Genomic DNA, 22,205 nt, shown 5'->3' on the forward strand with positions numbered 1-22,205 from the left:
TAGGCTGTGCCGCCGTCCTGTCAGTTCCCGGCATTCAGAATCGAATCAATCCGATCCAATTCCTCCTGAGAAAAGTCCAGATTGGATAAGGTAGCAACATTTTCTTCAATTTGGCTTACACGGCTTGCCCCAATCAAGACAGAGGTCAGACGTTCGCCGCGCAGAGCCCAGGCCAGCGAAAATTGAGCCAAACTTTGTCCGCGTGCAGCAGCCATCTGATTCAAGGCGCGTACCTTGCGAAGTGTCTCTGGCGTCACATGGTTCTCATTGAGGAAAACCGAAGTACTCGCTGCACGTGAATCCTCGGGAATTCCGTTCAAATATTTATTGGTCAGCAATCCCTGAGCCAGCGGGCAAAAGGCAATGCTGCCTACCCCGTTTTCGTCCAGTACATCTTGTAATCCGTTTTCAATCCAGCGGTCGAGCAAGGAGTATTTCGGCTGATGAATCAGAAGCGGTGTTCCCAGCTCCTTCAGAATGCGAGCTGCTTCTGCTGTTTGCTCCGCACTATAATTGGACACACCCACATACAGCGCTTTGCCGGATCGTACGATATGATCCAGTGCTCCCATCGTTTCTTCCAGCGGCGTATCAGGATCAAATCGGTGAGAGTAGAATATGTCCACATAGTCCAGCCCCATCCGCTTCAGGCTCTGATCCAGACTAGATATCATATACTTGCGAGATCCCCAGTCACCATAAGGCCCTGCCCACATATTGTAGCCAGCTTTGGTGGAGATGACCAACTCATCCCGGTACGGTTTCATATCACTGGCTAATACTTGTCCAAAAAATTCCTCAGCTGATCCCGCAGGAGGGCCATAGTTATTAGCTAAATCAAAATGCGTAATTCCCAGATCAAAGGAGCGAGTAATCATGCTACGGCCATTCTCCGCGTTGTTAATCCCGCCGAAATTATGCCACAAGCCCAGTGAAATAGCGGGCAGTTTTAGACCTGATCTCCCTGTACGGTTATATTTCATACTTTCATAACGATCTTCGCCAGCTAAATAAACCATGCTATCCCAGCCTCTCTCGAAACATTGTAATGTCCATCACAACATCATCATAGCGCTTTTATCCAGGCGTTGACAAGAAAACGATTACAGACCTAATTGATGAGCAAGTTTTTCCATAACTTTACCGATTGGATCGGTGATCAAAAGATCCGCCTTATGATCATACGAGGTGGGATCTGTATTCAGCAGCACCGTATGTTTACCACGAAAATAAGTAATCAAGCCTGCAGCAGGATGTACTGTCAGCGACGTTCCTCCAATTAACAGCAGATCAGCCTGCGAAATAGCCTGAACGGATTGAATAATGGTATCCTGATTCAGCTCCTCCTCATATAAAACGACATCCGGTTTGATAATTCCTCCATCTATTGGACATTTAGGTACAACCTCAGAGCTGTTCATCACTTCATCTTGACTGTAAAAGCGTCCGCATTCCATGCAGTGGTTCCGATGCACCGAGCCGTGAAGTTCCAATACATTCACACTGCCGGCAACCTGATGTAAACCGTCAATATTTTGGGTCACAATCGCTTTTAGACGGCCTTGCTTTTCCAATGACGCGAGGAAATGATGACAACCGTTCGGCTCCGCATCGGGATGCAGCATTTTGCTGCGATAGAAGTCGAAGAACACTTCAGGATGCTTCACAAAAAATGAACGGCTCAGCATAACCTCAGGGGAATAAGGCAATTTCTCCTCACTTTGATACAGGCCTGCTGCCGAACGAAAATCCGGAATACCACTTTCCGTCGATGTGCCTGCACCGCCGAAAAAAACAATATTCTGCGATTGCTGTATCCATTCCGCCAACGTATTAACTTTCATACCCTACGCACCTCCAGCTCTTCATATCCACGAACAACCTTATCCGCATCCAGCAAATGACCAGAACGTTCTGCTTCTGGCGCAAATCCAATAGCGAGCCGCACTCCGGCACGTTTGCCCATCTGCATGTCCCCATTGCTGTCTCCAATGACTACCACGTCCGCCGGCGACAATCCTAGTAATGCGCAGGCTTTTTCAGCCATTTCCGGGTCAGGCTTACCATATGTAACCCTATCATGTCCGATAATCTCATCAAAATAGGATGTCAGCCCCATCCACTCCAAATGCTCCTGTGCAGCCTCTGTACTGTCAGAGGTCACAACCGCTAGCTTCAGCCCGGCATGGCGGCTTTGCTCCAGCAATGTCCGCAACCCTGGAAACACCTTCGCTGCCCGATGTCGCCGAATATCAGCCATCGCCGTTTTATTAAAGTCGCGGACAAGCCGCACAGCTTCATTCCACGGTACACCAGTACTATAAAGCTGCCAAGCCAGTACCCCCGTACTTTCGTCCACCGTCCCCATGGCCAGCGGGCCAGAAGGGTCGTAACCGATCACACGTCCCTCCTGATCGTGAACGGTACCTAGAACGGTACCTTTTTCCACCGTAAAACCGGCACCTGCCACGGTAAGATGCTGCTCCATCATATCCAGTATAGAACGAGCCCAGGGGCCCCACAACTGAATAAAATCCAGCAACGTTCCATCTTTATCTAATAAAATACCACGGCATGGGTACCGCTCCCCCTGCACGATCAGCTCAGACATGCAGCACACCTCCTTTACTGATTCTTAGAAGCCACATCCACACTCTCTTTCATCCAGTCCTGTAAAGCAGTTACCGTCTGATTCCATTGCTCGGCAGCACTAATTTTTGCAGGATTATCCCCTTTTTGGACACCATAACTGCCGAATTGGGCATGATTTCCCCCTTCGACTGTAAAATACAGCGTGTTGGCTGGTAAATAAGTTCTTCCACTTTGAACATTTTCCATCTGGACGACTCCATCATCACTTCCCAGTAGAGAAATAACGGGCAGATTTTTATCCTTTAAATTACCCTTGTTATCCGGGTAGGAGGCGAGGAAAAATACACCTTTGACCTGATCAGGATGTGCAGCTGCATATCGGGCCGCCATCACACCCCCTAACGAATGGCCTCCAATAACAAACGCTTCTTTCGGATATGCCTTTAGCACTTCATTCGCTAAATCCGGGGAGATCAATGCAAGGTTCAGTGGCATTTTTGCAATGATCACATGATGACCCTTTTCCGCCAGACGGCGTGCTAAGGGCGCATAACTTTCGGGCTTCACCAACGCCCCTGGATACAAAATGACTCCAGTTCCGCTTCTTTTTACAGGCTCAAAACCAACCCAATGTTCTTGTTCATTTACTTTCACAGCATCCGCTACTTCTGCTAATGCAGCAGCAGCCGTCTCATCAGGCTGATAAGGCGTAAATACCTTCCATGCCCCCCACCCTGCGATCAGTACAATGACAATCAGGATGCCTAAGAGAATTTTCCATATTTTCCGAGGACCACGTGTCCCATATGAATTGTATGATCTTCTTGTTCTTCTTCTCATTGTAAAAGTTCCTTTCGCCTTTTGTACCTCGAAATTCGTAATTTGAATATAAAATGTGTCGCTGTATTCATCAGCGTAACTATAGCCTTGTTAGGGTAACATCGTTGTACATACAGGGTCAAATCAGCATACATTTCCAGGTATTAGCCCATCTTTGTCCCGTGTTCAAGCTTTCGCCACATAAAAAGGACATGGTAGCGCTTACCGTTGTGAAAAAAATCACAATGATAAGGTCCAGAGTATCGTACCTTGTTCCTTGTAAAGAATTATTTTTTAAATAGTTTAGTCGGCAGAAGCCGTTCGGAGGGAAACACATGACGACAAGCCATGATGTACAAGGGGAAAGCTTCTTTCTCAATCTGCGATTTCTGTTGATCATATGCGTATTTGCAGGAAATGCTCTGGAGCCTCTAGTCGGTTCACTTCATATTGCCCAACAATGGTTCAGCTGGATATTCATGTTCCATATGCCGTTGTTTGTACTCGTTACAGGCTACTTTGCCAAATCATCTTTGACCGGACCCGCAGGCCAAAAAGTTCTGCTTCAGATCGGTATGCAATATCTTATTTTTCAATCTCTTTATTCGATATTGGATGTTGCACTCTTCCACGTTCCCCATATCCATCATTCGTTCTTTGCTCCTTATCTGCTCCTCTGGTTCCTTGCCAGCCATATCTGTTGGAGACTGCTGATGCTGACTTTTCAGAAAATACCACCTGTCCTCCAATTGGGTATATCCGTGCTGCTGGGTATCCTTGTCGGGTATCTCCCTGTAGATGGTATATGGCTGAGCGTATGCAGAACCTTTGTTTATTTGCCTTACTTTGTAGCAGGTTATCATTTGAATTATGCGGACGTTCGACGGTTCTTCACAACACCAGTCCGCATAATCGCTGGCATTGTATCTCTTCTGCTTATGGTACTGGCGGGAACGTCGTATTTCGGCATCCCGGCAGGCTGGCTGTATGGCAATATGACTTACGGTGAATTGGGCCATACCGAATGGTACGCAGGAATTTACCGCATCGGTATTTATGGAGTTCAATGGATAGCATCGATGGCGTTTCTAAGCTTTGTTCCGGCCGTCACAGGACGTATAACTGAGATGGGAAGACGGACACTATATGTCTTTTTACTCCATGGCTTGATCGTCCGTACCGTCGTTGCAAAGGGAGTCTACGAATATATAGATACTCCAGTGGAAGTCATGTTGATTGTAGTGTGTGCTGCAGGTCTGTGCTGTATGTTGACCATGCCTTGGGTTCGAACTGCAACAAGACCTCTGATTGAGCCACAGGTAGAGTGGATGCTAAAGCCAGCTCCTTATCCTTTTAGACGGTCCGCGTAATCTTTTTATCCCTTTTTTATTTAACATTGAACTCGCGACAACCCACTCACAGACGAACATGTAAGCGAGTCTACCCTCTCTTTACTCCACTTAGAGCCTGTTTCATACAGGCGTGATGTGGTAAGTAAAGGATGCGCGCAACAAAAAACAACTTTTTTATTAAGGAGTGATTTGTAATGGCACGTAATCAAAATCAGGGGAAAATGAGTCGCGAAGAAGCAGGTCGTATGGGTGGAGAAGCTACTTCCAAGAAGCACAATAAGGAATTTTATCAGGAGATTGGTAAAAAAGGCGGGGAAGCAACCGCAAACTCTCATGATAAAGAATTTTATCAGGAAATCGGCAAAAAGGGCGGCGATGCTACAGCTGAGTCGCATGACAAAAATTTCTACAGAGACATCGGTCGTAAAGGCGGCAGAAATTAAGGTGTAGTGTCATATTCCGCCCTCCTTTAACATAAAAACAAGCCTGAGCCCATCCGCTTTATTGAGGAATGGGCTCTTTCATATTTTACCTGATACGCAAACCTATCAGTATACATATTTCTAATAGAATCACATTCTAACCTTTTCTAAATGCAATATATAGACAAATAAAACTGGTCATATCTATATATTGTTGATTACAGAACACTTCTTGTACTTTTTCAAAATCTTCATATATGTAGAAAAAAGCTCACATCTATGATAGACTCTTTAGAAAACATCTGCGCTATTACGGCGTCCATTGAACGCCATACTATTTTTATACTTTGGGGGGAAACCAGCATCATGACAGCTAAGACGAAAATGCGTTCCGATATGATTAAAAAAGGCTTTGACCGCGCTCCTCACCGCAGCTTGCTGCGCGCAGCGGGTGTCAAGGAAGAAGATTTTGACAAACCGTTTATTGCGGTATGCAACTCGTATATTGATATCGTACCGGGCCACGTCCATTTGCAGGAATTTGGCAAAATTGTCAAGCAAGCCATTCGTGAGGCAGGCGGTGTACCTTTCGAGTTTAACACCATCGGTGTAGATGACGGCATTGCCATGGGGCACATCGGTATGCGTTATTCTCTGCCGAGCCGTGAAATTATAGCTGACTCTCTGGAAACTGTCGTTTCCGCTCACTGGTTTGACGGCATGGTTTGTATTCCTAACTGTGATAAAATTACCCCTGGCATGATGATGGGCGCATTGCGCGTTAACATTCCAACTATTTTCGTCAGCGGCGGTCCTATGAAAGCTGGTAAAGACAAGAACGGACGCTCTATTTCCCTGACCTCCGTCTTTGAAGGCGTAGGTGCATATCAGGCTGGTAAAATCGACGATCAAAGCTTGCTTGAATTAGAACAATATGGCTGTCCGACATGTGGCTCCTGTTCAGGGATGTTCACAGCGAATTCCATGAACTGTCTCGCAGAAGCGATGGGTCTGGCTATGCCGGGTAACGGCACCATTCTCGCAGTAGCAGAAGAACGTAAAGAATTCGTTAAACAATCTGCACGCCAATTAATGGAATTGATTAAGCTGGATCTTAAACCACGTGATATCGTGACTAAAGAAGCTATTGATAATGCATTTGCATTGGATATGGCAATGGGCGGTTCCACGAATACCGTATTGCATACATTGGCACTTGCCCATGAAGCAGAAGTTGACTACCCTATCGAACGTATTAATGAAGTCGCAAACCGCGCACCTCATTTGTCCAAATTGGCACCTGCTTCCGACTATCATATTGAGGATGTTCATAATGCAGGCGGCGTAAGCGCAGTGCTGAATGAATTGTTGAAGAAACCGGGCGCACTGCATGGTGACTGTATTACTGTAACCGGAAAAACCATTCGTGAAAATGTAGAGGGTCAGGAAATTCTGGACACTAACGTTATCCATAAACTGGACAACCCGTATTCCGAACGTGGCGGTCTGGCTGTATTATTCGGTAATCTGGCACCGCAAGGCTCCATTATCAAAGTCGGTGCAGTTGATCCTTCGGTTGGTGGTTATCACAAAGGTCCTGCTATCTGCTTTGATTCACAGGAAGATGCACTGGCAGGTATCGCCAACGGTAAAATTAATGAAGGACACGTTGTTGTTATCCGTTATGAAGGTCCAAAGGGCGGACCTGGTATGCCTGAAATGCTCGCTCCAACTTCACAAATCGTGGGCATGGGGCTTGGTGCCAAGGTGGGTCTGATTACAGACGGACGCTTCTCAGGTGCTTCCCGTGGTATCTCCATCGGTCATATTTCCCCCGAAGCCGCAGAAGGGGGACCTATCGCTTTTGTTGAGGACGGCGATATCATTGAGCTGGACTTGAACAATCGTAAGATTGAGCTCCACATTACGGACGAAGAATTCGAACGTCGTCGCGCCAACTGGAAAGGCTTTGAGCCGAAGGTGAAAACGGGTTACCTGGCGCGTTATTCCAAGCTGGTGACGAACGCAAGTAACGGCGGAATTATGAAAATCTAAAGCTTTGCTAAGATATGCTTTATGAACGGCTAAAAAGCCTCCCGACCCCTAACAATGGATCGAGAGGCTTTTTTATTAGGTCATTAGGTTAGCTATTCAGTCATTTCGCTGTTGAGTATATGGACATCATCTCTCTGAGCTGTTTGCTCAAGAGCTTCGTCTGAGCAGTGTGAGTCTCCCTGATGAAAACGGTCAAACAAGGTATCCATTGGCATCACAATCAGTTTCGGTACCATTACATCTTTTTTTTCACTCAATTGCTCTGAACCCGAAGGATGAATAACACGAAATAACAGCTTTAGATATACAGTGGACACATGCTTGAACAGTCCTTTGGGAAGCTCCCGAACCTGAAATCCCAACTTCTCTGGTCCCCGATGAATCATACTTACTGCATAGATCGCCTTTACACCCTTCATTTCAGAATCATGTACAATGCGTTGGGCCAGATCAGGAAGTTGTTTTTTCACAATCCGAACCAATTGAATAGCTAAATGTACCATCGACTTTGCCGTCGAACCCAATTGAAATAACTTTTTATTATCAAAATGAAGCTCAATTATCGGGTCCCCTTTTTCTAGCCACCTGCTGTTCTCCATATTTACATTTGGCCCATGATAGATACGGCGACGATAATAAAAGATCGTATCCTCCTGACTTACGGGACGAAGACGAAACAAAACATGGAATAGCCGCTCATACTGGAGCCATCCACATACCAGCGTTCTTTTTGACCAGCTCGTACTGAACATCTCGGAGGCAGTAGGTTGATTGACAGACTGACGGCAAAACAATGTATCCACCCGTACGCTGCGTAATTGTCGTTCTTGGGCGACCCTCAGCAGCTTCTCCAGCGCGATTAGCATATTCTGGGGCGCTTCCGCGTCTGCCCCCAATGTCGTACCACAGTCATGGAGCAGCATCACCTCGCCACCCCTTAGCTTTTTGAGCATTCTCTCCGCCAATTGTTTCGCTCCAATGCTTGCCTTCCAATCTCCGAACATGGAGGACCATAATACGATTCGACGACCATGGGTGTTGGAAATATCAAAAAAGTTCACTATCCCCCAAGGGGGGCGATAAAAGGTCGTTCCCTCGCCAGTTACTCGACGAATGACTGACTCTGTCTGGGCAATTTGTCTTCTGACCGTAACAGGCCGCATAAGCCAATTCGATTTGTGCACATAATTATGAATACCGATCAGATGACCTTCATCATGCATGCGTTTCAGAAGTTCAGGGTGTTTTTCTGCATTCATCCCAACAACAAAAAAAGTAGCCTTGGCATCAAAACGCTTCAGTAAATCAAGCAGCTGTGATGTATACACTGGATCAGGGCCATCATCAAAGGTGAGTGCATATTCTTGCTCACTTTTGCCGCGCCTGAACACCCGGAAACCAAATATACGACTAACCAGCGCCGGAATAAAAGCATAAAAAGTCGAAATGTAAAACATCCATAACAGCAGAGTCTGCACGTTTTATCCCCACTTTTCTATTCTGAACTCCCCAAGCAGGCTTCCTGAGGAAAACTCACTTACTTATATGTTATCACAATGACGTAAACATGCCGAGATTTCGCTATTGCATATGGTCAGCATTGAGGTCCAATTTAGTGTACAATAAATAAAAATCTAAAAGGAGTCGTTGTATACATATGCTTCCATTGTACAAAAAATATTGGCGTACCGTTTTTGATATCGGTCTGATCGTATTAACCGTGTATTTAATTATGTTCGTATCCAGCAAACTCTATCAACTTGCCGCACCTGTGTTCCTTTCGTTTGTCGTGTTCTGGTGCATTGAACCTGCTGCCCGTTATTTTCATCGGAAAGGAATGAAAAAGCCTTTTGCCTCCGCACTCTCCGTATTGCTGTTTATCATCCTTTTACTTGCTACTTTTTTCGGATTGGGCTTGATTCTGGTTACGCAATTTACGAAAGTCGCGCAAAACCTCCCACAATATACTCAGATTATCCAAGCGGAATTCACGCGGTATCTTCATCTTTCTCAAGATAAAATTGCTGCTTTACCTCCGGGTGTTACCGAACGTGTGAATGAATATTTTGCGACTGCCACCACCATTGCTACGAAATGGGCACAGCTAGGATTATCCTTTTTCATACAGTTCCTCAGTTCTTTCACTGTTTTTATGGGCAACTTTGCCATTGCAATCATTTTAGCGTTCTTTTTAAGTATGGAAATTAATCTTTGGAAGGGCATTGCTCGTAGTAAAACACCCAAGACACTAAAAACTGCTTACCTTTTTCTAAAAAATCACGTACTTAAAGCCATCTCCGCTTTTCTCAAGGCTCAAGCTCTACTGGTAGGGATTACCTTTGTTCTCGTATTTATAGGTTTACTCATTTTGCAAGTGGATAATGCCCTCTCATTGGCGCTCGTGGCAGCTTTGTTTGATATCCTGCCCTTGTTGGGTGTGCCTGTTATTTTTATTCCGTGGGCAGTGTATCTGTTCATCACAGGCAATACCGGCCTGGCTGTAGGCCTGCTCATTGTCATGGCTGTCACGGTGATCGTCCGCCAGCTGGCAGAGCCTAAAATCACTGGTAATTCCATCGGTGTTTCATCTGCCTATCTGATGCTTTCCTTTGCCATTATATCGTTGTCCATCTTTGGACTGGCCGGATTAATCCTGTCTCCCATTCTGATCATTTTGCTCAAGGAATTGTGGCAGCAAGGCTATCTGCAGAAATGGATTCGGTTTCCGACAGAGGAATTTGACGAGCCTCCGTTTATCGTTAAAATCCAGGAGGAAGATCGTGAAGCTACCCGTGGAACTCAGGAGGATTGAGCTAACAGATCCATTACTTGACCAAACAGTGCTGTAGCTTGATTTGCAGAATGTGTTGAAGCATTTTGCACAAGGACGGCGACCGCATAACGAGGCTGCTCTATCGGACCATACCCTATAAACCACTGGTGATTGATAGGGTGACCGTTCTTCAAAGCTTGGGCCGTACCTGATTTGCCAGCCAGATTCCATGATTTACTACGCAAGGAGGCACCCGTCCCCTGTGTCACAACCTTTTCCATTGCTTCACGAAGCGTGCGAGCCGTCAATGTGTGAATCAAGCGGCTGCCCTCGGGTGAAGGTGCAGCATGAGCAGGTAGTTCCAGTAAGGTGCTACCATCTGCGTAGCTGATGCGTTTGACGAGGCGTGGTGCATGTACTTGACCATCGTGCAGCAAGGTGACGATGAGATTAGCAGCTTGGAGAGGCGTTACCAGCACATCGCGCTGACCGATAGCTGTCTGTACACGTACGCCCGGATCAGACGCGTTCGTATGGGAGCCGAATACGGCTCCCTTTTCTTCGTGATCCAGCGGTCTGAATTGAGGTAGCCCTGCAAGATTCCGCTCCTGCCAGCCCACAGTTCGGCCCAATCCTAGTGCAGAGGCTGTGGCCTGAATTTGCTCAGGATTAAGCCGTTCACCGAGATGAGTGAACACACTATTACAGGATACAGCAAGCCCTTCCTCCAGGTTCAGGGTACCGTGTCCTTCTTTTTTCCAGCAAGCCAAACCGTACTTGCCATAAGTTCCATGACAATGGAATTGTTCCTGCGGTTGGACAACACCTGATTCAAGTGCAGCAGCAGCCGTAACCAACTTAAAAATGGAACCAGGCGTTATCGCCTTAAGTGCACGATTAGACCAGTCTGTTTTTTTCTGGGGATCAACATGACCGGGATTATAAAAAGGGCGAGACACCATCGCCAGTACATCCGCGTTGCCTGCATCGAGCACTACCACCGCCCCTTCTGCCAAATGACTAGATTCCGTCAGCTTTTCAATCTGTTCCTGTATAGGTAGATCAATTGTAGTCTGTACCTGTAATGGATAGTGACCATTGGATGGAGCACTGACACGCAGCGGTACATGAGTCAATGGACGACGCTGCGCATCTACAAATCGGGAGACGAACGTTTCACCGACGCCGCTCAGCAGCGGCTCCAACGTTCTTTCAAGCCCGGCTGCCCCCATCGGCAGTTCACTCGCTCGGTCGGCACGTTCATACAGAAAGCCAAGCCATTGCCTGCCATTGGGCAAATTCCTGTAACGTTTCGCATAAGGTACAAGCTCGATAAGCGAAGGGGCTAGCTTCAGCAGCTTGCCTGCTTCGTGCGGATTGATTTGTACGGGCTCTCCACCCCCATCACGCCATATGAGCGGGGATTGCAGTCCTTTCCATCGTGTCAGTAGTTGATTCTTGTTCGTACGCAGTAGCTTAGCCAGTTCTTCGCCATGTATAGCCGCTTTGCCATCTACATCGGGAAAAAGCACTGGCGTCCATACGACTCCGCCAGTCAAGGGTTGCCCATGCCGGTCCGTAAACTGTCCACGTCCAGAGTCGATAGAAATGCCCTCCTGTCGCTGACGTGCTGACATTTCCTTAAGCGAATGCCCTCCATAAACAGACATATGAATGCCCGCTGTCCCCTGAATCCAAGCCAGTCGGAATAATAAAATCAGCAGTAGCGCTATCACCCCCAAGGCCATATATGCAATTCGACGTTTTCGTATGAAACTGCTACCACGCCTCGGCACACCCATCCTTCTTTCATCATTTTTCCAGTAGTATGTCCTGTAGTTGAAAAAGAAAACCCACTCAACTTTTAACGTGAATGGGTTTCCGAATTTATTTGTATCTTGTGATGTCTGCTTCTGGACTCCAATCTAAAATCTCGTCTAACGAATAAAAAAACGTAATAAAAATAGTAATGGCCAGCACAACCCAAGCTACCTTTGTGTTTGTATTCATCTTTTGCTTTCCTTCTTGAGGGATTTTTAAGCACATCCAAATAAAAAGTACAAAACCACGGAGATCAGTGACATTCCTGATTCCCATGGTTTTGTTATATCTACACCGTAAACCGCGAAAGCTGTTCCTTCAAATTCACCGATACTCCTTCCAGCTTATCCGACAAACCTACCAGTTGATTACCGATATTGGCCTGCTCAGTGCTGAGCGAAGCGACTTCCTGCGAAGTAGCCGAGGATTGCTCGGCCACCGCACTTACATTGGTCATTGCCTCGGACAAAGTGGTCTGCGATTCACTCAGATGATGAATGGAGGCGGTAACCGTTCCCAATCGTAGCGCGAACTCTCCCATTTGCTGCTGCACCGATTGGAAAATGTCCGTTGTTTCCTGCACGGCTCCCATCTGTTCCCGGAACAGCGGATACACCTCAGATAATGCCTGTACCGTTTCATTCATTTCATTGACGATGTTGTTAGTAATGCCTGTAGCCGTACGAATAGCTTGACGTGATTGTTCAGCCAACTGCCGAACCTCATTAGCTACCACCATAAAACCACGCCCCGCCGTCCCCGCTCGTGCCGCTTCAATCGTCGCATTCAGTGATAGAATATTCGTTTGTTTCGCAATATCCTGTAATACGTCCAGCACCTTAAAGACATCGGAAGTTGTCTTCTTCAGTTCATCTACTTTGCCTACCAGAGCATGCGTAGTTTCTTCCGTAACCTTAGTCTTGCTCAATAGATTTTTCAGTTGAACTGTCCCTTGTTCACTGGATTGTTCAACTTCTTGTGCGACCAGACTCATTTCATGATTGGAAGCCATCACCGTATCCATTTGCTGAGATATATTCCCGGTTAGTCCGCTACCACGTTCAGCCTCTGTTGCCAAACTGGCGGCGCCGTGAGCAATCTCCTCCGTTGCTGCTGCAATTTCTTTAGCTGAAATGGCTGTCTTCTTCGAGGCATCGCCTAGTTCTGTCGCTGTATTCAGAACCTCCTGAGCTGAGGCATTCGTCTGCTCTACCAGCAATGTAATTTGCTCCATCATCATATCAAAGCTTTCTGACAACTGCCCAATTTCATCCTGAGCCTTATAGTTCGTTCGAATTTGCAAGTTGCCTTTGGCGCCTTCGACCATTAAATCCTTTAGGTGTGTCAATGGACGAGCCACGAGGCGCACGATCCACAGGCCAATGAACAATGCAATGAGTGCAGCCACTGCAGCAAATATCCAGGTCGTGGTTAGAATCCCCTTAGCGTCTCTCACCAGCTCAGATACAGGTACTACACCCACGAGAATCCATTTGGAAGTTCCCAGCGTATTATGAACCGCAAGCACATTTTGCTCTTTGCCATCTGCAACCTGCTCCATAATTTGATTTCCTTCAATTCCTTCAAGCTTGGAAACGTAATCCAGCTTTGTCTTTCCTCCTGACAAGCTCTCATTGTTAGAACCTATAAACTCACCCTTGTCTGTCACAAGGCTAATCATACTGCCTGAGCCCAAATTAACACCTTTCAACTCGTCCTCCACCGCACTGGACTTTAAATCCATAACCAGAACATAAGTCCCTCCCAACCCGGACATGCTGTTCATGGAGCGTGCCAGACGAAAGGTCTTGCTGCCATTGTCATTCACCTGCGTAGGTAGCCAAACCATTCCCTTGTTTTTCAAAATATCCTTAAACCACGCTTCCTGCCGTACATCCTTTTGTGTTCCGGTGCCCATAGCAGCTAAATTGGTTTCTTCCGGGTACAAGTACATTGAATCAATCGCTTTATTCGTAAAAGCAAGATTCGTTAGCTTCTTATTCACTTCGCCCATAGCAACAAAAGATGCAAAGGGATTTTTATCTTGCTTTACTGCCTTTTGCAACTGATCACTTAATTCAGTATCGAAAAATACCTGTGTCGATGTGTCTTGAAAGCGCTCTAGAATAATATCAAGCTTTTCTGAAGTTTGCTGGACGGTCTGCTGATAAGCCGTAGCTGCATTTTGCTCAATCGTACTTTTAGCCTTGTAGTATGAGAGCATCCCCAAGCTGACCACAAATAACATAATTGCCGCAAAAAAGATCAGAAACAACTTCATTCCAACCGAACGTATCGGATTATAGTTTTTGACCAAATGCATGAAATCTTTACTGTACCTTTCCGGCTTAAGTAAACGCTTTAAATTGTGTGTACCTTTACGAGTCGCTTTAGCTACCCAGGGGGCAACCTTCGAAGACACCGCACCCGCTTGTTCCCCTTTTTCCGTGGTCACTTTACTGCCTTTCAAACCCTGCATTTGATCCGTTTTCTTGGGTTGCCTTTTTACTGTATTCCCCTCTTTTTTCCGTAAACCCATTCCTCTCACCTGCCACCATATAATTAGTTTCTAATTCCACGTCATCCATTATGTATCTATTATCTATATAACTTCTATCGGAACTATTCGACAAGGAATGTAGCTTTCCTTTGAGTATCAACTAAATTTTGTGAAACTTTTTTCCTAGAAAACTATTCAAAAAAAAGCCTCTCCAACCGATAGGAGAGGCTTTTGAATCTTTTCGTCTGTGACTTAAGGCTTATTTACTTCTTTTTACGCATCATATCAAAATACGATACGGGTTGATCTACCTTCATTCTAATTCGTTGAAGCGGGTGACGAGCAGCATCCAATTCGTTGCCTTCCTCATCCCAGATCGTTTCGACCGTTTGTTTAAAAAATGTTCCGTTCGGGCCGAAAAATTCAATTTCATGACCGGGTTTAAAATGGTTCCGTTGTTGAATAGTTGCGATGCCACTTGCGGCATCGTAGTCCATAACCAGTCCAGCAAAATCATAAGGGACTGCTTTTTCTTCCGGCTCATAAATATGATCCTCATGATCCGGTGTATCGTAGAAAAATCCTGTATTCAGCGGGCGATTGGCTGCCTTGTTAATTTCTTCAATCCATTCTGGTTTGAGCACATAATTTTCAGGATCAGCCATATAGGAATCAATCGCTTGACGATAGACATTCACGACCGTAGCCACATAGTGGATAGACTTCATACGTCCCTCTACTTTAAAACTGTCTACACCTACATCAATCAGATCAGGAACATTTTCAATCATACACAGATCCTTGGAACCCATAGAAAAGGCATTATCGCTCTCTTCAAACAGTGGAAGCTGGTTAACACCGAGCTGGAACTGTTTCAGTGCATTGCTCTCCTGTGCCTCTTCCTCAGATATCCAAACCTCACCTGGGCGGGCATCCTCAAACAAATCGTATTTCCAGCGGCAAGACTGACAACATCCCCCACGATTGGAATCACGGTCTGTAAAGTGATTGGACAACACGCAGCGGCCGGAAAATGAAGAGCACATCGCACCATGGACAAAAGCTTCGATTTCGATGTCCACATGCTTTTTAATTTCTTCGATTTCCTCCAGACTGGTCTCACGCCCCAGTACTACACGCGGTAGTCCTTCGTTTTTCCAAAACTTTACTGCTTGCCAGTTCAACGTGGACTGCTGCGTACTCAAATGCACTTCCAATCCAGGAACAGCACGCAATGCCACGGATACAATAGCCGGATCAGCGACGATCACGGCATGAATTCCTGCCTCGTACAGATTGCGCAAGTATTCCTCGATTCCGGCAATATCTTCATTGTGGGCATAGATATTGGTGGCCACAAGCACCTTAGCACCGTACTTGTTGGCAAATTCTACACCTTCTCGCATTTCTTCAAAACTGAAATTATCGGCGTTAGAACGCAGACCATATTTTTGTCCACCAATATATACAGCATCCGCGCCATAGTGAACGGCAAACTTCAGCTTTTCCAGATTTCCGGCAGGAGCCAACAGCTCCGGCTTATCCAGACGATTCCGTTTACCTATATATTTTCTCGTTTTGGTTATCGTCCCCATGACGTTCCCCCCTCTGTAAATTCATTTTAAAATTAATAAACCTGCTCTTTATAGAAAAATCCGAAGGAAAGTTCCCGTTCAGGATCTTGAAGACGGCGAACTTCATCCAGCCAGCTTTCATCATAAGCGTAAGCATCCGGGTCGGCTGTATAACTATCTATTGCTTTACGATAAGCACGAACAACCGCCTCATTGTAAGCCGTAGACTTCAATAAGCCCTCGATCTTAAAGCTATGCACGCCCGCCTCCATTAGAATATGCAGGTCCTCCATGATGCAAAAATCATCTGAACTCATGATATGTGTCCCATTTATATCCTCGTAAATAGGGAACTTCTCTTCTTTCCGCTCTGCTTCAATCAGAAACAAGCCGCGTCCTCTACCCAAATCGCCTTCTACATTACGTCCCTGGTGCAGCATATAACTTTGGACAAGCTTACGCTTGGAGTGATAAATATTGGTCATGCCATGTACCTGAACCTGCGCTTCTATGTTCAACTTTGGTATCATTTCGGTTATTTCATCCATACTCAGCTCACGAGCCAAAATGACCCGGGAAGCCCCCTTTTCACCCCAATAGTTGGCGGTTGCGAAGTTGGTAGAGATCATCTCACCGTTCCAGAACAGCTTCAGATGCGGGGCATACTCCTTCACGGCCATAAGCACTGCGGGATCATTAAACTCAATGGCATCAATGCCGCATCCAACTAGGGTCTGCACATATTCGGGAAGGAGCGGCAATAGCTCATTCGTCATCAAATTCGTCATGGATACATATACCTGCGCCGTATGCTTGCGTGCCTCTTCCACCACTTCACGGGTTTGGTCAGGTGTAAAATGTCCCGGCAGCCGCATTCCAAAGCGGTCATCTCCAATAAGTAATGCAGTAGCTCCAGCCTCCAGCATATGGCGGGCATCCTCCGGAGAGCTGGCAGTTGCCAGTAGTTCGGGTTTGTAAGCCATAGGCTCACCTCCTAATTTGTCTTACGGTTACTTACCTGAATGTTATGCAAATGTTCTTTATACGTTTTGGCAAACAAATGTTCATGTGTCCCGTCTTTTTTGGTCACATAAAATAAATAATCTGTAGCTTTCGGCTGTAAAGCCGCTATCACTGAGTTCAGACTGGGACTTGCAATCGGTCCTGGTGGAAGTCCCTGATGCAAATACGTATTATACGGACTTTCTACAGCCAGATCCTTGTAATACAGTCGTTCCTTTTGCTTGTCCAGCATATATTGAACTGTAGCATCAATTTCCAGCTTCTTATCCTGTTTTAACCGGTTATAAATGACGCCAGCTACTACAGACCGCTCATCTTCCACAACCACCTCGCGCTCTACCAAAGAAGCAACCGTCAGCAGTTGATGCAGCGTTTCACCCCGCTGTTTCAGCTTGGCATCCAAATCGGAAATAGTCTCTAGCCGCTTTTGTGTCTGTTCTAGCATCACCTGTATAATATCTTTGGCCGTGCTGCCCTTTTTCAGCTCATAGGTTTCCGGGAAAAGGTAGCCCTCCAGCGCATAGCGAAGCCCCGCCTGCTTTGGAATGTCCCGCACCAGCGCGACGTCAAAAGCGGACGGATCGTTGGCCAGCTGCAAAAATTGCTGCCGGTCTGCCAGTCCTTCCTTTTGCAGCTTATCAGCCATCTGTCTAATCGTAAAACCTTCCGGGATTGTAAAACGAATCATTTCCTCTTTAACAACATCTCCAGCCGATAACTTAGTAATCAACTGATCAAAGGTTGCGCCAGGCTGCGCCTCATATTTTCCGGCCTGAAATGCGCTTCCTTGCTGTTTGAATTTTACATAAGCCTTAAACACGAGCGCATTACGTATAAGTCCCTTTTGCTCCAGCGTATCTGCGATTGCCGATGTTCCTGTTCCCTGCACCACCGTAAAAGCAACGGGTTGTGTTTGGGGCTGAACAGGCTGCATGGCATTCCAAATATAGAGGGCTACCCCTCCTGCTATAATGATAAGCAGTAGCAACAACGTAAACATCCTCGTCCTTCGCTTCACATCCACCCAACTCCTTCACAGCCAAAAAGGGCGGACTGGTCCGCCCTTTCAGGTTTGATCTCATCGCTATCCAGACTTACAGTTCTTCCGGCAACGTACATTCATCGTACAGTTCGGAAATATCTTCCCACTCATCATCATCTTCAATGGTGGTGATAGAGATTTCGCCGTCTGTGGATGAGCTTACATGGTAAAGTTCATGTTCGCCAACAGCAGCCCCGGGTCTACGCAATACGGCGTACCGTTGCTCACCTACCTTGAACTCTGCTTCCAATTCCATGCGAATCGCATGGCCCTGTTCATCCTGCAACTCTACATCGCCGTCGAACGTTTCCTTCAAATCAGAGGTCCAACTCAGGTCTTCACGTGAATAGCTCGTCATTTCCCGTCTTCCTCTTCCTCTTCTTCTACGAATGTATTAAAGGTCTCTTCGACGATTTCCCATTCGGCATCGTCTTGGATCACAAACAATTTAATATCATCGCCTTCTTCCTCGTAACGGAAGGCGTACACATCGGACTCATCCGCTTCAGGCTCCACTGGCGCAACCATCATGTACTTCGCTTCGGAACCATCTACCTCAAACTTCATAATGACCTCGAACTCTTCCTCGTTGCCCTCGTCATCGGCAATATAAATAATTTCCGGCTCTTCTTCCATACCCACTTGATTTTCAGCCATTACGAAATCCCCCTCACCTTGTACTGTGTGCGTCCAAATAGTTTTGCAAGATCAGGCTTGCGGCCAGTTTATCTACCACCTGCTTGCGTTTTTTTCGGCTGACGTCGGCCTCCAGAAGCGTACGCTCCGCCGAACGCGTCGTCAGCCGTTCATCCCAAAGGTGAACGGGTAAACCCAGTAACTCCTTGAGTCGGTTCGCAAAATCGATGCAAATCTCACCGCGTGGACCCACGGTTCCGTTCATGTTTTTCGGCAAGCCTACAACAACCTCGCTGACCTCATTGTCACGAACCAAATTTGCAATTTTACCGAACTCGCTGTCGTCACCGCGTCGTTCTATGACTTCCAATCCTTGGGCGGTCCAGCCGAAGGCATCACTTACGGCGACCCCAATTCGGCGATCCCCGTAATCCAATCCCATTACTTTCATGCCTGTCTCCTAACGGTGCTTGGCGAGATAGAAACGAACCAATTCTTCAATCAACTCATCGCGCTCTTTTTTACGTACCAGGCTTCTGGCATTATTATGCCGTGGCACATAAGCCGGATCACCGGATAGCAAATAGCCGACGATTTGATTGATCGGATTGTATTCTTTTTCCACCAGCGCATCATATACGGTCAACAAAATCTCCTGAGCAGAAGCTTCCTTCTCATCTGCCTTGACATTAAATTTGACCGTTTTGTCCATGGAATCCATTGTTGACACCTCGCTTCCACAAAACATGTGTACATGTTTATGCCAGCTTATTCTTTTACATCATACCATAAGCAAAGCCTTACAAGGAAATATCTAAGCCCGTTTTTTCCCAAAAATCCGCAAAAATTATCGAACTTTATCCTTGTGAGGCTGCCGACACCAGTTCATGCGCACGTTGAAGTGCTTCGTCCAGCTTGCTGGCATCCTTACCACCGGCTTGCGCCATGTCAGGTCGTCCGCCACCACCGCCACCGCATACGGCAGCAATTTCTTTCACGAGCTTGCCTGCATGAAGTCCAGCCTTGGTATGCTCTGCCGGAACTGCTACGACAAAATTAACTTTGTCGTCCATTGCAGCGCCGAGCACCAGCACAGCAGCCGGAAGTTTCCCTTTCAGTTCATCAGCAATCGCACGCAACGCATCCATGCTGGAAGCCTGCACGGGTGCAGCCAACAGCTGCACCCCGCCTGCTTGCACGACCTGATCGGTCAGCTGGCCTGCCTCAATAACGCTCAGCTTGCTTTGCAGCGATTCATTTTCACGACTGAGGTCTTTAATTTGTTGCTGCAAAGATTCGATACGCTTAGGTACCTCAGACAGCTTGGATTTTACAAGCCCAGCCGACACCTTCAACAGCTCTAATTGACCTTCCATATATTCAAAGCCAAAACGTCCGGTCACCGCTTCAATACGACGTACACCTGATCCAATGCCGCTCTCGCTGACAAGCTTGAACAAGCCAATTTGCGAAGTATTGCTGACATGACAGCCACCGCATAGTTCAATGCTGTAATCGCCTACCTTAACGACCCGTACGATATCTCCATACTTTTCACCGAACAGCGCCATTGCTCCGAGAGCCTTGGCTTCATCAATCGGTTTCAGTTCAATATTAACGTCCAGCTGACTCCAGATGGCACGGTTTACACGCAGTTCAATATCCGCCAGCTCTTCTGGTGTAATGCTTCCAAAATGGGAGAAGTCAAAACGCAGACGCCCAGGCTCTACCAAAGAACCCGCCTGATTGACATGGTCACCCAGCACCTCTTTAAGCGCTTTGTGAAGCAAATGTGTAGCCGTATGGTTTTTCTCTATTTCTCCACGTGAAGCTTGATCTACTTCTGCTTTCACCGTATCGCCAACGTTCAGCTCACCGGCTTCTACAACAACCTGATGCACATGCTGACCTTGAGGCGCCTTAAACAGCCCTTCGACCTTCGCGGTTACCGTACCTCCACGCAGCAAGCCTTGGTCACTGACTTGTCCTCCGCTTTCGGCATAGAAAGGAGTCACATCCAGCACGACCTGACAAGACTGCCCTTCACTAACACTGTCCACCAGTGCATCTTCATATACAATCGCCACAATTTTAGACTCAGTTATGAGGTCATTATATCCAACAAATTCACTTTTAACCGCCAGATCGGACAAAGCTCCGCCCTGAATCTTCATGCTGGCGCTGTCCTGATGAGCATCACGGGCACGTTTGCGTTGCTCCTGCATCGCTTCATCAAAACCTTCACGGTCTACTTTCAAGCCTTGCTCGTCCGCATAATCCTCTGTGAGATCGAACGGGAACCCGTACGTATCATACAGTTTGAAGGCATCTGCTCCGCTAATGACATTGCGACCTTCGGCCTTCGCCTGAGCACTGATATCGGACAAAATGGCCAATCCATCTGTCAGTGTTTCATGGAAGCGTTCCTCTTCCGTTTTGATCACTTTGATGATGAAATCACGCTTGTCCACTACCTCAGGGTAATACACACCCATGACATCCCCAACGGTTTCCACCAGCTCAAACATAAATGGACGGTTCATGCCCAGCATTTTTCCATAGCGCACAGCCCGGCGCAGCAAACGGCGGATCACGTAACCCCGTCCTTCATTAGAAGGCAGCACACCGTCACCAATTGCAAAAGCTACGGTGCGGACATGGTCAGCAATAACCTTAAGAGCCACGTCACTGTCCACATTTTCGTTATATTTTACTCCTGCCATCGCCGCTGTTTTTTGGATTATTGGCTGGAAGATATCCGTATCAAAGTTGGAATCCACATTTTGTAAAATGGATGCAAAACGCTCTAATCCAGCCCCTGTATCAATATTTTTGTTTGGAAGCGGCGTATAGCTGCCGTCTTTGTTATGGTTGAATTGTGAGAATACGAGGTTCCACACTTCCAGATAACGCTCATTTTCTCCCCCCGGATACATTTCAGGGTCCGTCATGTCGCTGCCGTAGGCTTCGCCACGATCATAAAAGATTTCCGTACAAGGTCCACAAGGGCCTTCACCGATATCCCAAAAGTTATCTTCCAGTTTGATGATACGTTCGGCAGGAAGTCCAACTTTTTCGTTCCACAGCTTGTACGCTTCCTCATCCTCAGGATACACAGTTACAGCCAGACGTTCCGGATCAAAACCAATCCATTTTGGATCCGTCAGAAACTCCCATGCCCATGTAATGACTTCTTCCTTAAAATAGTCACCAATGGAAAAGTTGCCGAGCATTTCGAAAAAAGTATGATGACGGCGCGTTTTACCGACATTCTCAATGTCGTTCGTCCGGATACATTTTTGCGAATTAGCAATACGTGGATTCTCCGGCTTCACACGTCCGTCAAAATAAGGCTTAAGCGGCGCCATACCCGCATTAATCCACAGCAGGGAAGGATCTTTATGTGGAACAAGCGGTGCGCTTGGTTCAATCACATGTCCCTTGCTTTCAAAAAACTCCAGCCATTTGGAGCGGATTTCACTAGCTTTCATATAAGTAGCCTCCTAATTATGGTGTCACTGGTTCCTGGCACTGGCCATAAAAAAACAGAAAAACGCCCCTGAACGGATCAGGGACGATTGTATCGCGGTACCACC

19 protein-coding genes are annotated in these 22,205 nt (G+C 46.7%); 4 read left to right on the top strand and 15 right to left on the bottom strand.

The window, feature by feature from the left end; all coding sequences use genetic code 11:
* Window positions 1-20: 20 nt before the first annotated feature.
* The 4 genes from mgrA to G9G54_RS15300 all read right to left on the bottom strand — a co-directional run bounded on the left by mgrA (window position 21) and on the right by G9G54_RS15300 (window position 3,432).
* A complete protein-coding gene (gene mgrA / locus G9G54_RS15285; protein ID WP_039272878.1) occupies window positions 21-1,019 on the bottom strand; it encodes an L-glyceraldehyde 3-phosphate reductase in 999 nt (332 codons plus the stop codon).
* An 84-nt stretch (window positions 1,020-1,103) separates the two neighbouring features.
* Window positions 1,104-1,844 (bottom strand): NAD-dependent protein deacylase, encoded by a 741-nt coding sequence (locus G9G54_RS15290; RefSeq protein WP_165178705.1) that lies wholly within the window; start codon window positions 1,842-1,844, stop codon window positions 1,104-1,106.
* Window positions 1,841-2,611, bottom strand: coding sequence for an HAD family hydrolase (locus tag G9G54_RS15295; RefSeq protein WP_165178706.1), 771 nt, complete (start codon window positions 2,609-2,611; stop codon window positions 1,841-1,843). Before G9G54_RS15295 ends, G9G54_RS15290 begins: the two co-directional genes overlap by 4 nt.
* 14 nt (window positions 2,612-2,625) lie before the next feature.
* Entirely contained in the window at window positions 2,626-3,432 is an 807-nt protein-coding gene (locus tag G9G54_RS15300) for an alpha/beta fold hydrolase (RefSeq protein WP_165178707.1), read from the bottom strand.
* A gap of 314 nt (window positions 3,433-3,746) precedes the next feature.
* Here G9G54_RS15300 and G9G54_RS15305 point away from each other — a divergent pair, with 314 nt between their 5' ends.
* The 3 genes from G9G54_RS15305 to ilvD all read left to right on the top strand — a co-directional run bounded on the left by G9G54_RS15305 (window position 3,747) and on the right by ilvD (window position 7,240).
* The gene (locus G9G54_RS15305) at window positions 3,747-4,781 is read left to right on the top strand and encodes an acyltransferase family protein (protein WP_165178708.1); all 1,035 of its coding nucleotides are present in this window, start codon (window positions 3,747-3,749) and stop codon (window positions 4,779-4,781) included.
* A 176-nt stretch (window positions 4,782-4,957) separates the two neighbouring features.
* Window positions 4,958-5,206, top strand: coding sequence for a KGG domain-containing protein (locus tag G9G54_RS15310; protein ID WP_023989894.1), 249 nt, complete (start codon window positions 4,958-4,960; stop codon window positions 5,204-5,206).
* A 345-nt stretch (window positions 5,207-5,551) separates the two neighbouring features.
* Window positions 5,552-7,240, top strand: coding sequence for a dihydroxy-acid dehydratase (gene ilvD / locus G9G54_RS15315; protein WP_185156302.1), 1,689 nt, complete (start codon window positions 5,552-5,554; stop codon window positions 7,238-7,240).
* Window positions 7,241-7,332: 92 nt separating this feature from the next.
* Here the strand turns inward: ilvD and G9G54_RS15320 are convergent, their stop codons facing one another.
* Window positions 7,333-8,718 (bottom strand): polysaccharide deacetylase family protein, encoded by a 1,386-nt coding sequence (locus tag G9G54_RS15320; protein WP_165178709.1) that lies wholly within the window; start codon window positions 8,716-8,718, stop codon window positions 7,333-7,335.
* A 179-nt stretch (window positions 8,719-8,897) separates the two neighbouring features.
* On the opposite strand from G9G54_RS15320, the gene G9G54_RS15325 reads away from it, so the two are divergent.
* A complete protein-coding gene (locus G9G54_RS15325; RefSeq protein WP_165178710.1) occupies window positions 8,898-10,052 on the top strand; it encodes an AI-2E family transporter in 1,155 nt (384 codons plus the stop codon).
* Here the strand turns inward: G9G54_RS15325 and G9G54_RS15330 are convergent.
* From G9G54_RS15330 to alaS, 10 genes are all read right to left on the bottom strand, one after another.
* A complete protein-coding gene (locus G9G54_RS15330) occupies window positions 10,040-11,815 on the bottom strand; it encodes a peptidoglycan D,D-transpeptidase FtsI family protein (protein ID WP_185156303.1) in 1,776 nt (591 codons plus the stop codon). The genes G9G54_RS15325 and G9G54_RS15330 overlap by 13 nt on opposite strands.
* A 308-nt stretch (window positions 11,816-12,123) precedes the next feature.
* Window positions 12,124-14,373 (bottom strand): methyl-accepting chemotaxis protein, encoded by a 2,250-nt coding sequence (locus G9G54_RS15335; protein WP_165178712.1) that lies wholly within the window; start codon window positions 14,371-14,373, stop codon window positions 12,124-12,126.
* Window positions 14,374-14,597: 224 nt separating this feature from the next.
* The gene (locus tag G9G54_RS15340) at window positions 14,598-15,929 is read right to left on the bottom strand and encodes a peptidase U32 family protein (RefSeq protein ID WP_165178713.1); all 1,332 of its coding nucleotides are present in this window, start codon (window positions 15,927-15,929) and stop codon (window positions 14,598-14,600) included.
* 32 nt (window positions 15,930-15,961) lie between these two features.
* Window positions 15,962-16,891, bottom strand: coding sequence for a peptidase U32 family protein (locus tag G9G54_RS15345; protein WP_165178714.1), 930 nt, complete (start codon window positions 16,889-16,891; stop codon window positions 15,962-15,964).
* A gap of 11 nt (window positions 16,892-16,902) precedes the next feature.
* Window positions 16,903-17,931: an endolytic transglycosylase MltG gene (gene mltG / locus G9G54_RS15350; RefSeq protein ID WP_165178762.1), complete on the bottom strand. Its 1,029-nt coding sequence runs from the start codon at window positions 17,929-17,931 to the stop codon at window positions 16,903-16,905.
* 94 nt (window positions 17,932-18,025) lie between these two features.
* Complete coding sequence (locus G9G54_RS15355; RefSeq protein ID WP_013311522.1) at window positions 18,026-18,331, bottom strand: DUF1292 domain-containing protein; 306 nt, start codon at window positions 18,329-18,331, stop codon at window positions 18,026-18,028.
* On the bottom strand, window positions 18,328-18,630 hold the full coding sequence (locus G9G54_RS15360) for a DUF1292 domain-containing protein (RefSeq protein WP_165178715.1): 303 nt from the start codon (window positions 18,628-18,630) through the stop codon (window positions 18,328-18,330). Before G9G54_RS15360 ends, G9G54_RS15355 begins: the two co-directional genes overlap by 4 nt.
* 13 nt (window positions 18,631-18,643) lie before the next feature.
* Window positions 18,644-19,060: a Holliday junction resolvase RuvX gene (gene ruvX / locus G9G54_RS15365; RefSeq protein ID WP_165178716.1), complete on the bottom strand. Its 417-nt coding sequence runs from the start codon at window positions 19,058-19,060 to the stop codon at window positions 18,644-18,646.
* Between the two features lie 9 nt (window positions 19,061-19,069).
* On the bottom strand, window positions 19,070-19,330 hold the full coding sequence (locus G9G54_RS15370) for an IreB family regulatory phosphoprotein (RefSeq protein ID WP_007431624.1): 261 nt from the start codon (window positions 19,328-19,330) through the stop codon (window positions 19,070-19,072).
* Between the two features lie 136 nt (window positions 19,331-19,466).
* Window positions 19,467-22,100 carry an alanine--tRNA ligase gene (alaS, locus tag G9G54_RS15375; protein WP_165178717.1) on the bottom strand — a complete coding sequence of 878 codons (2,634 nt, stop codon included), beginning with the start codon at window positions 22,098-22,100 and terminating at the stop codon, window positions 19,467-19,469.
* Between the last annotated feature and the right edge of the window lie 105 nt (window positions 22,101-22,205).

It is taken from the genome of Paenibacillus sp. EKM212P, from assembly GCF_011066115.1.
In the GTDB taxonomy this organism is placed as follows: domain Bacteria; phylum Bacillota; class Bacilli; order Paenibacillales; family Paenibacillaceae; genus Paenibacillus; species Paenibacillus polymyxa_B.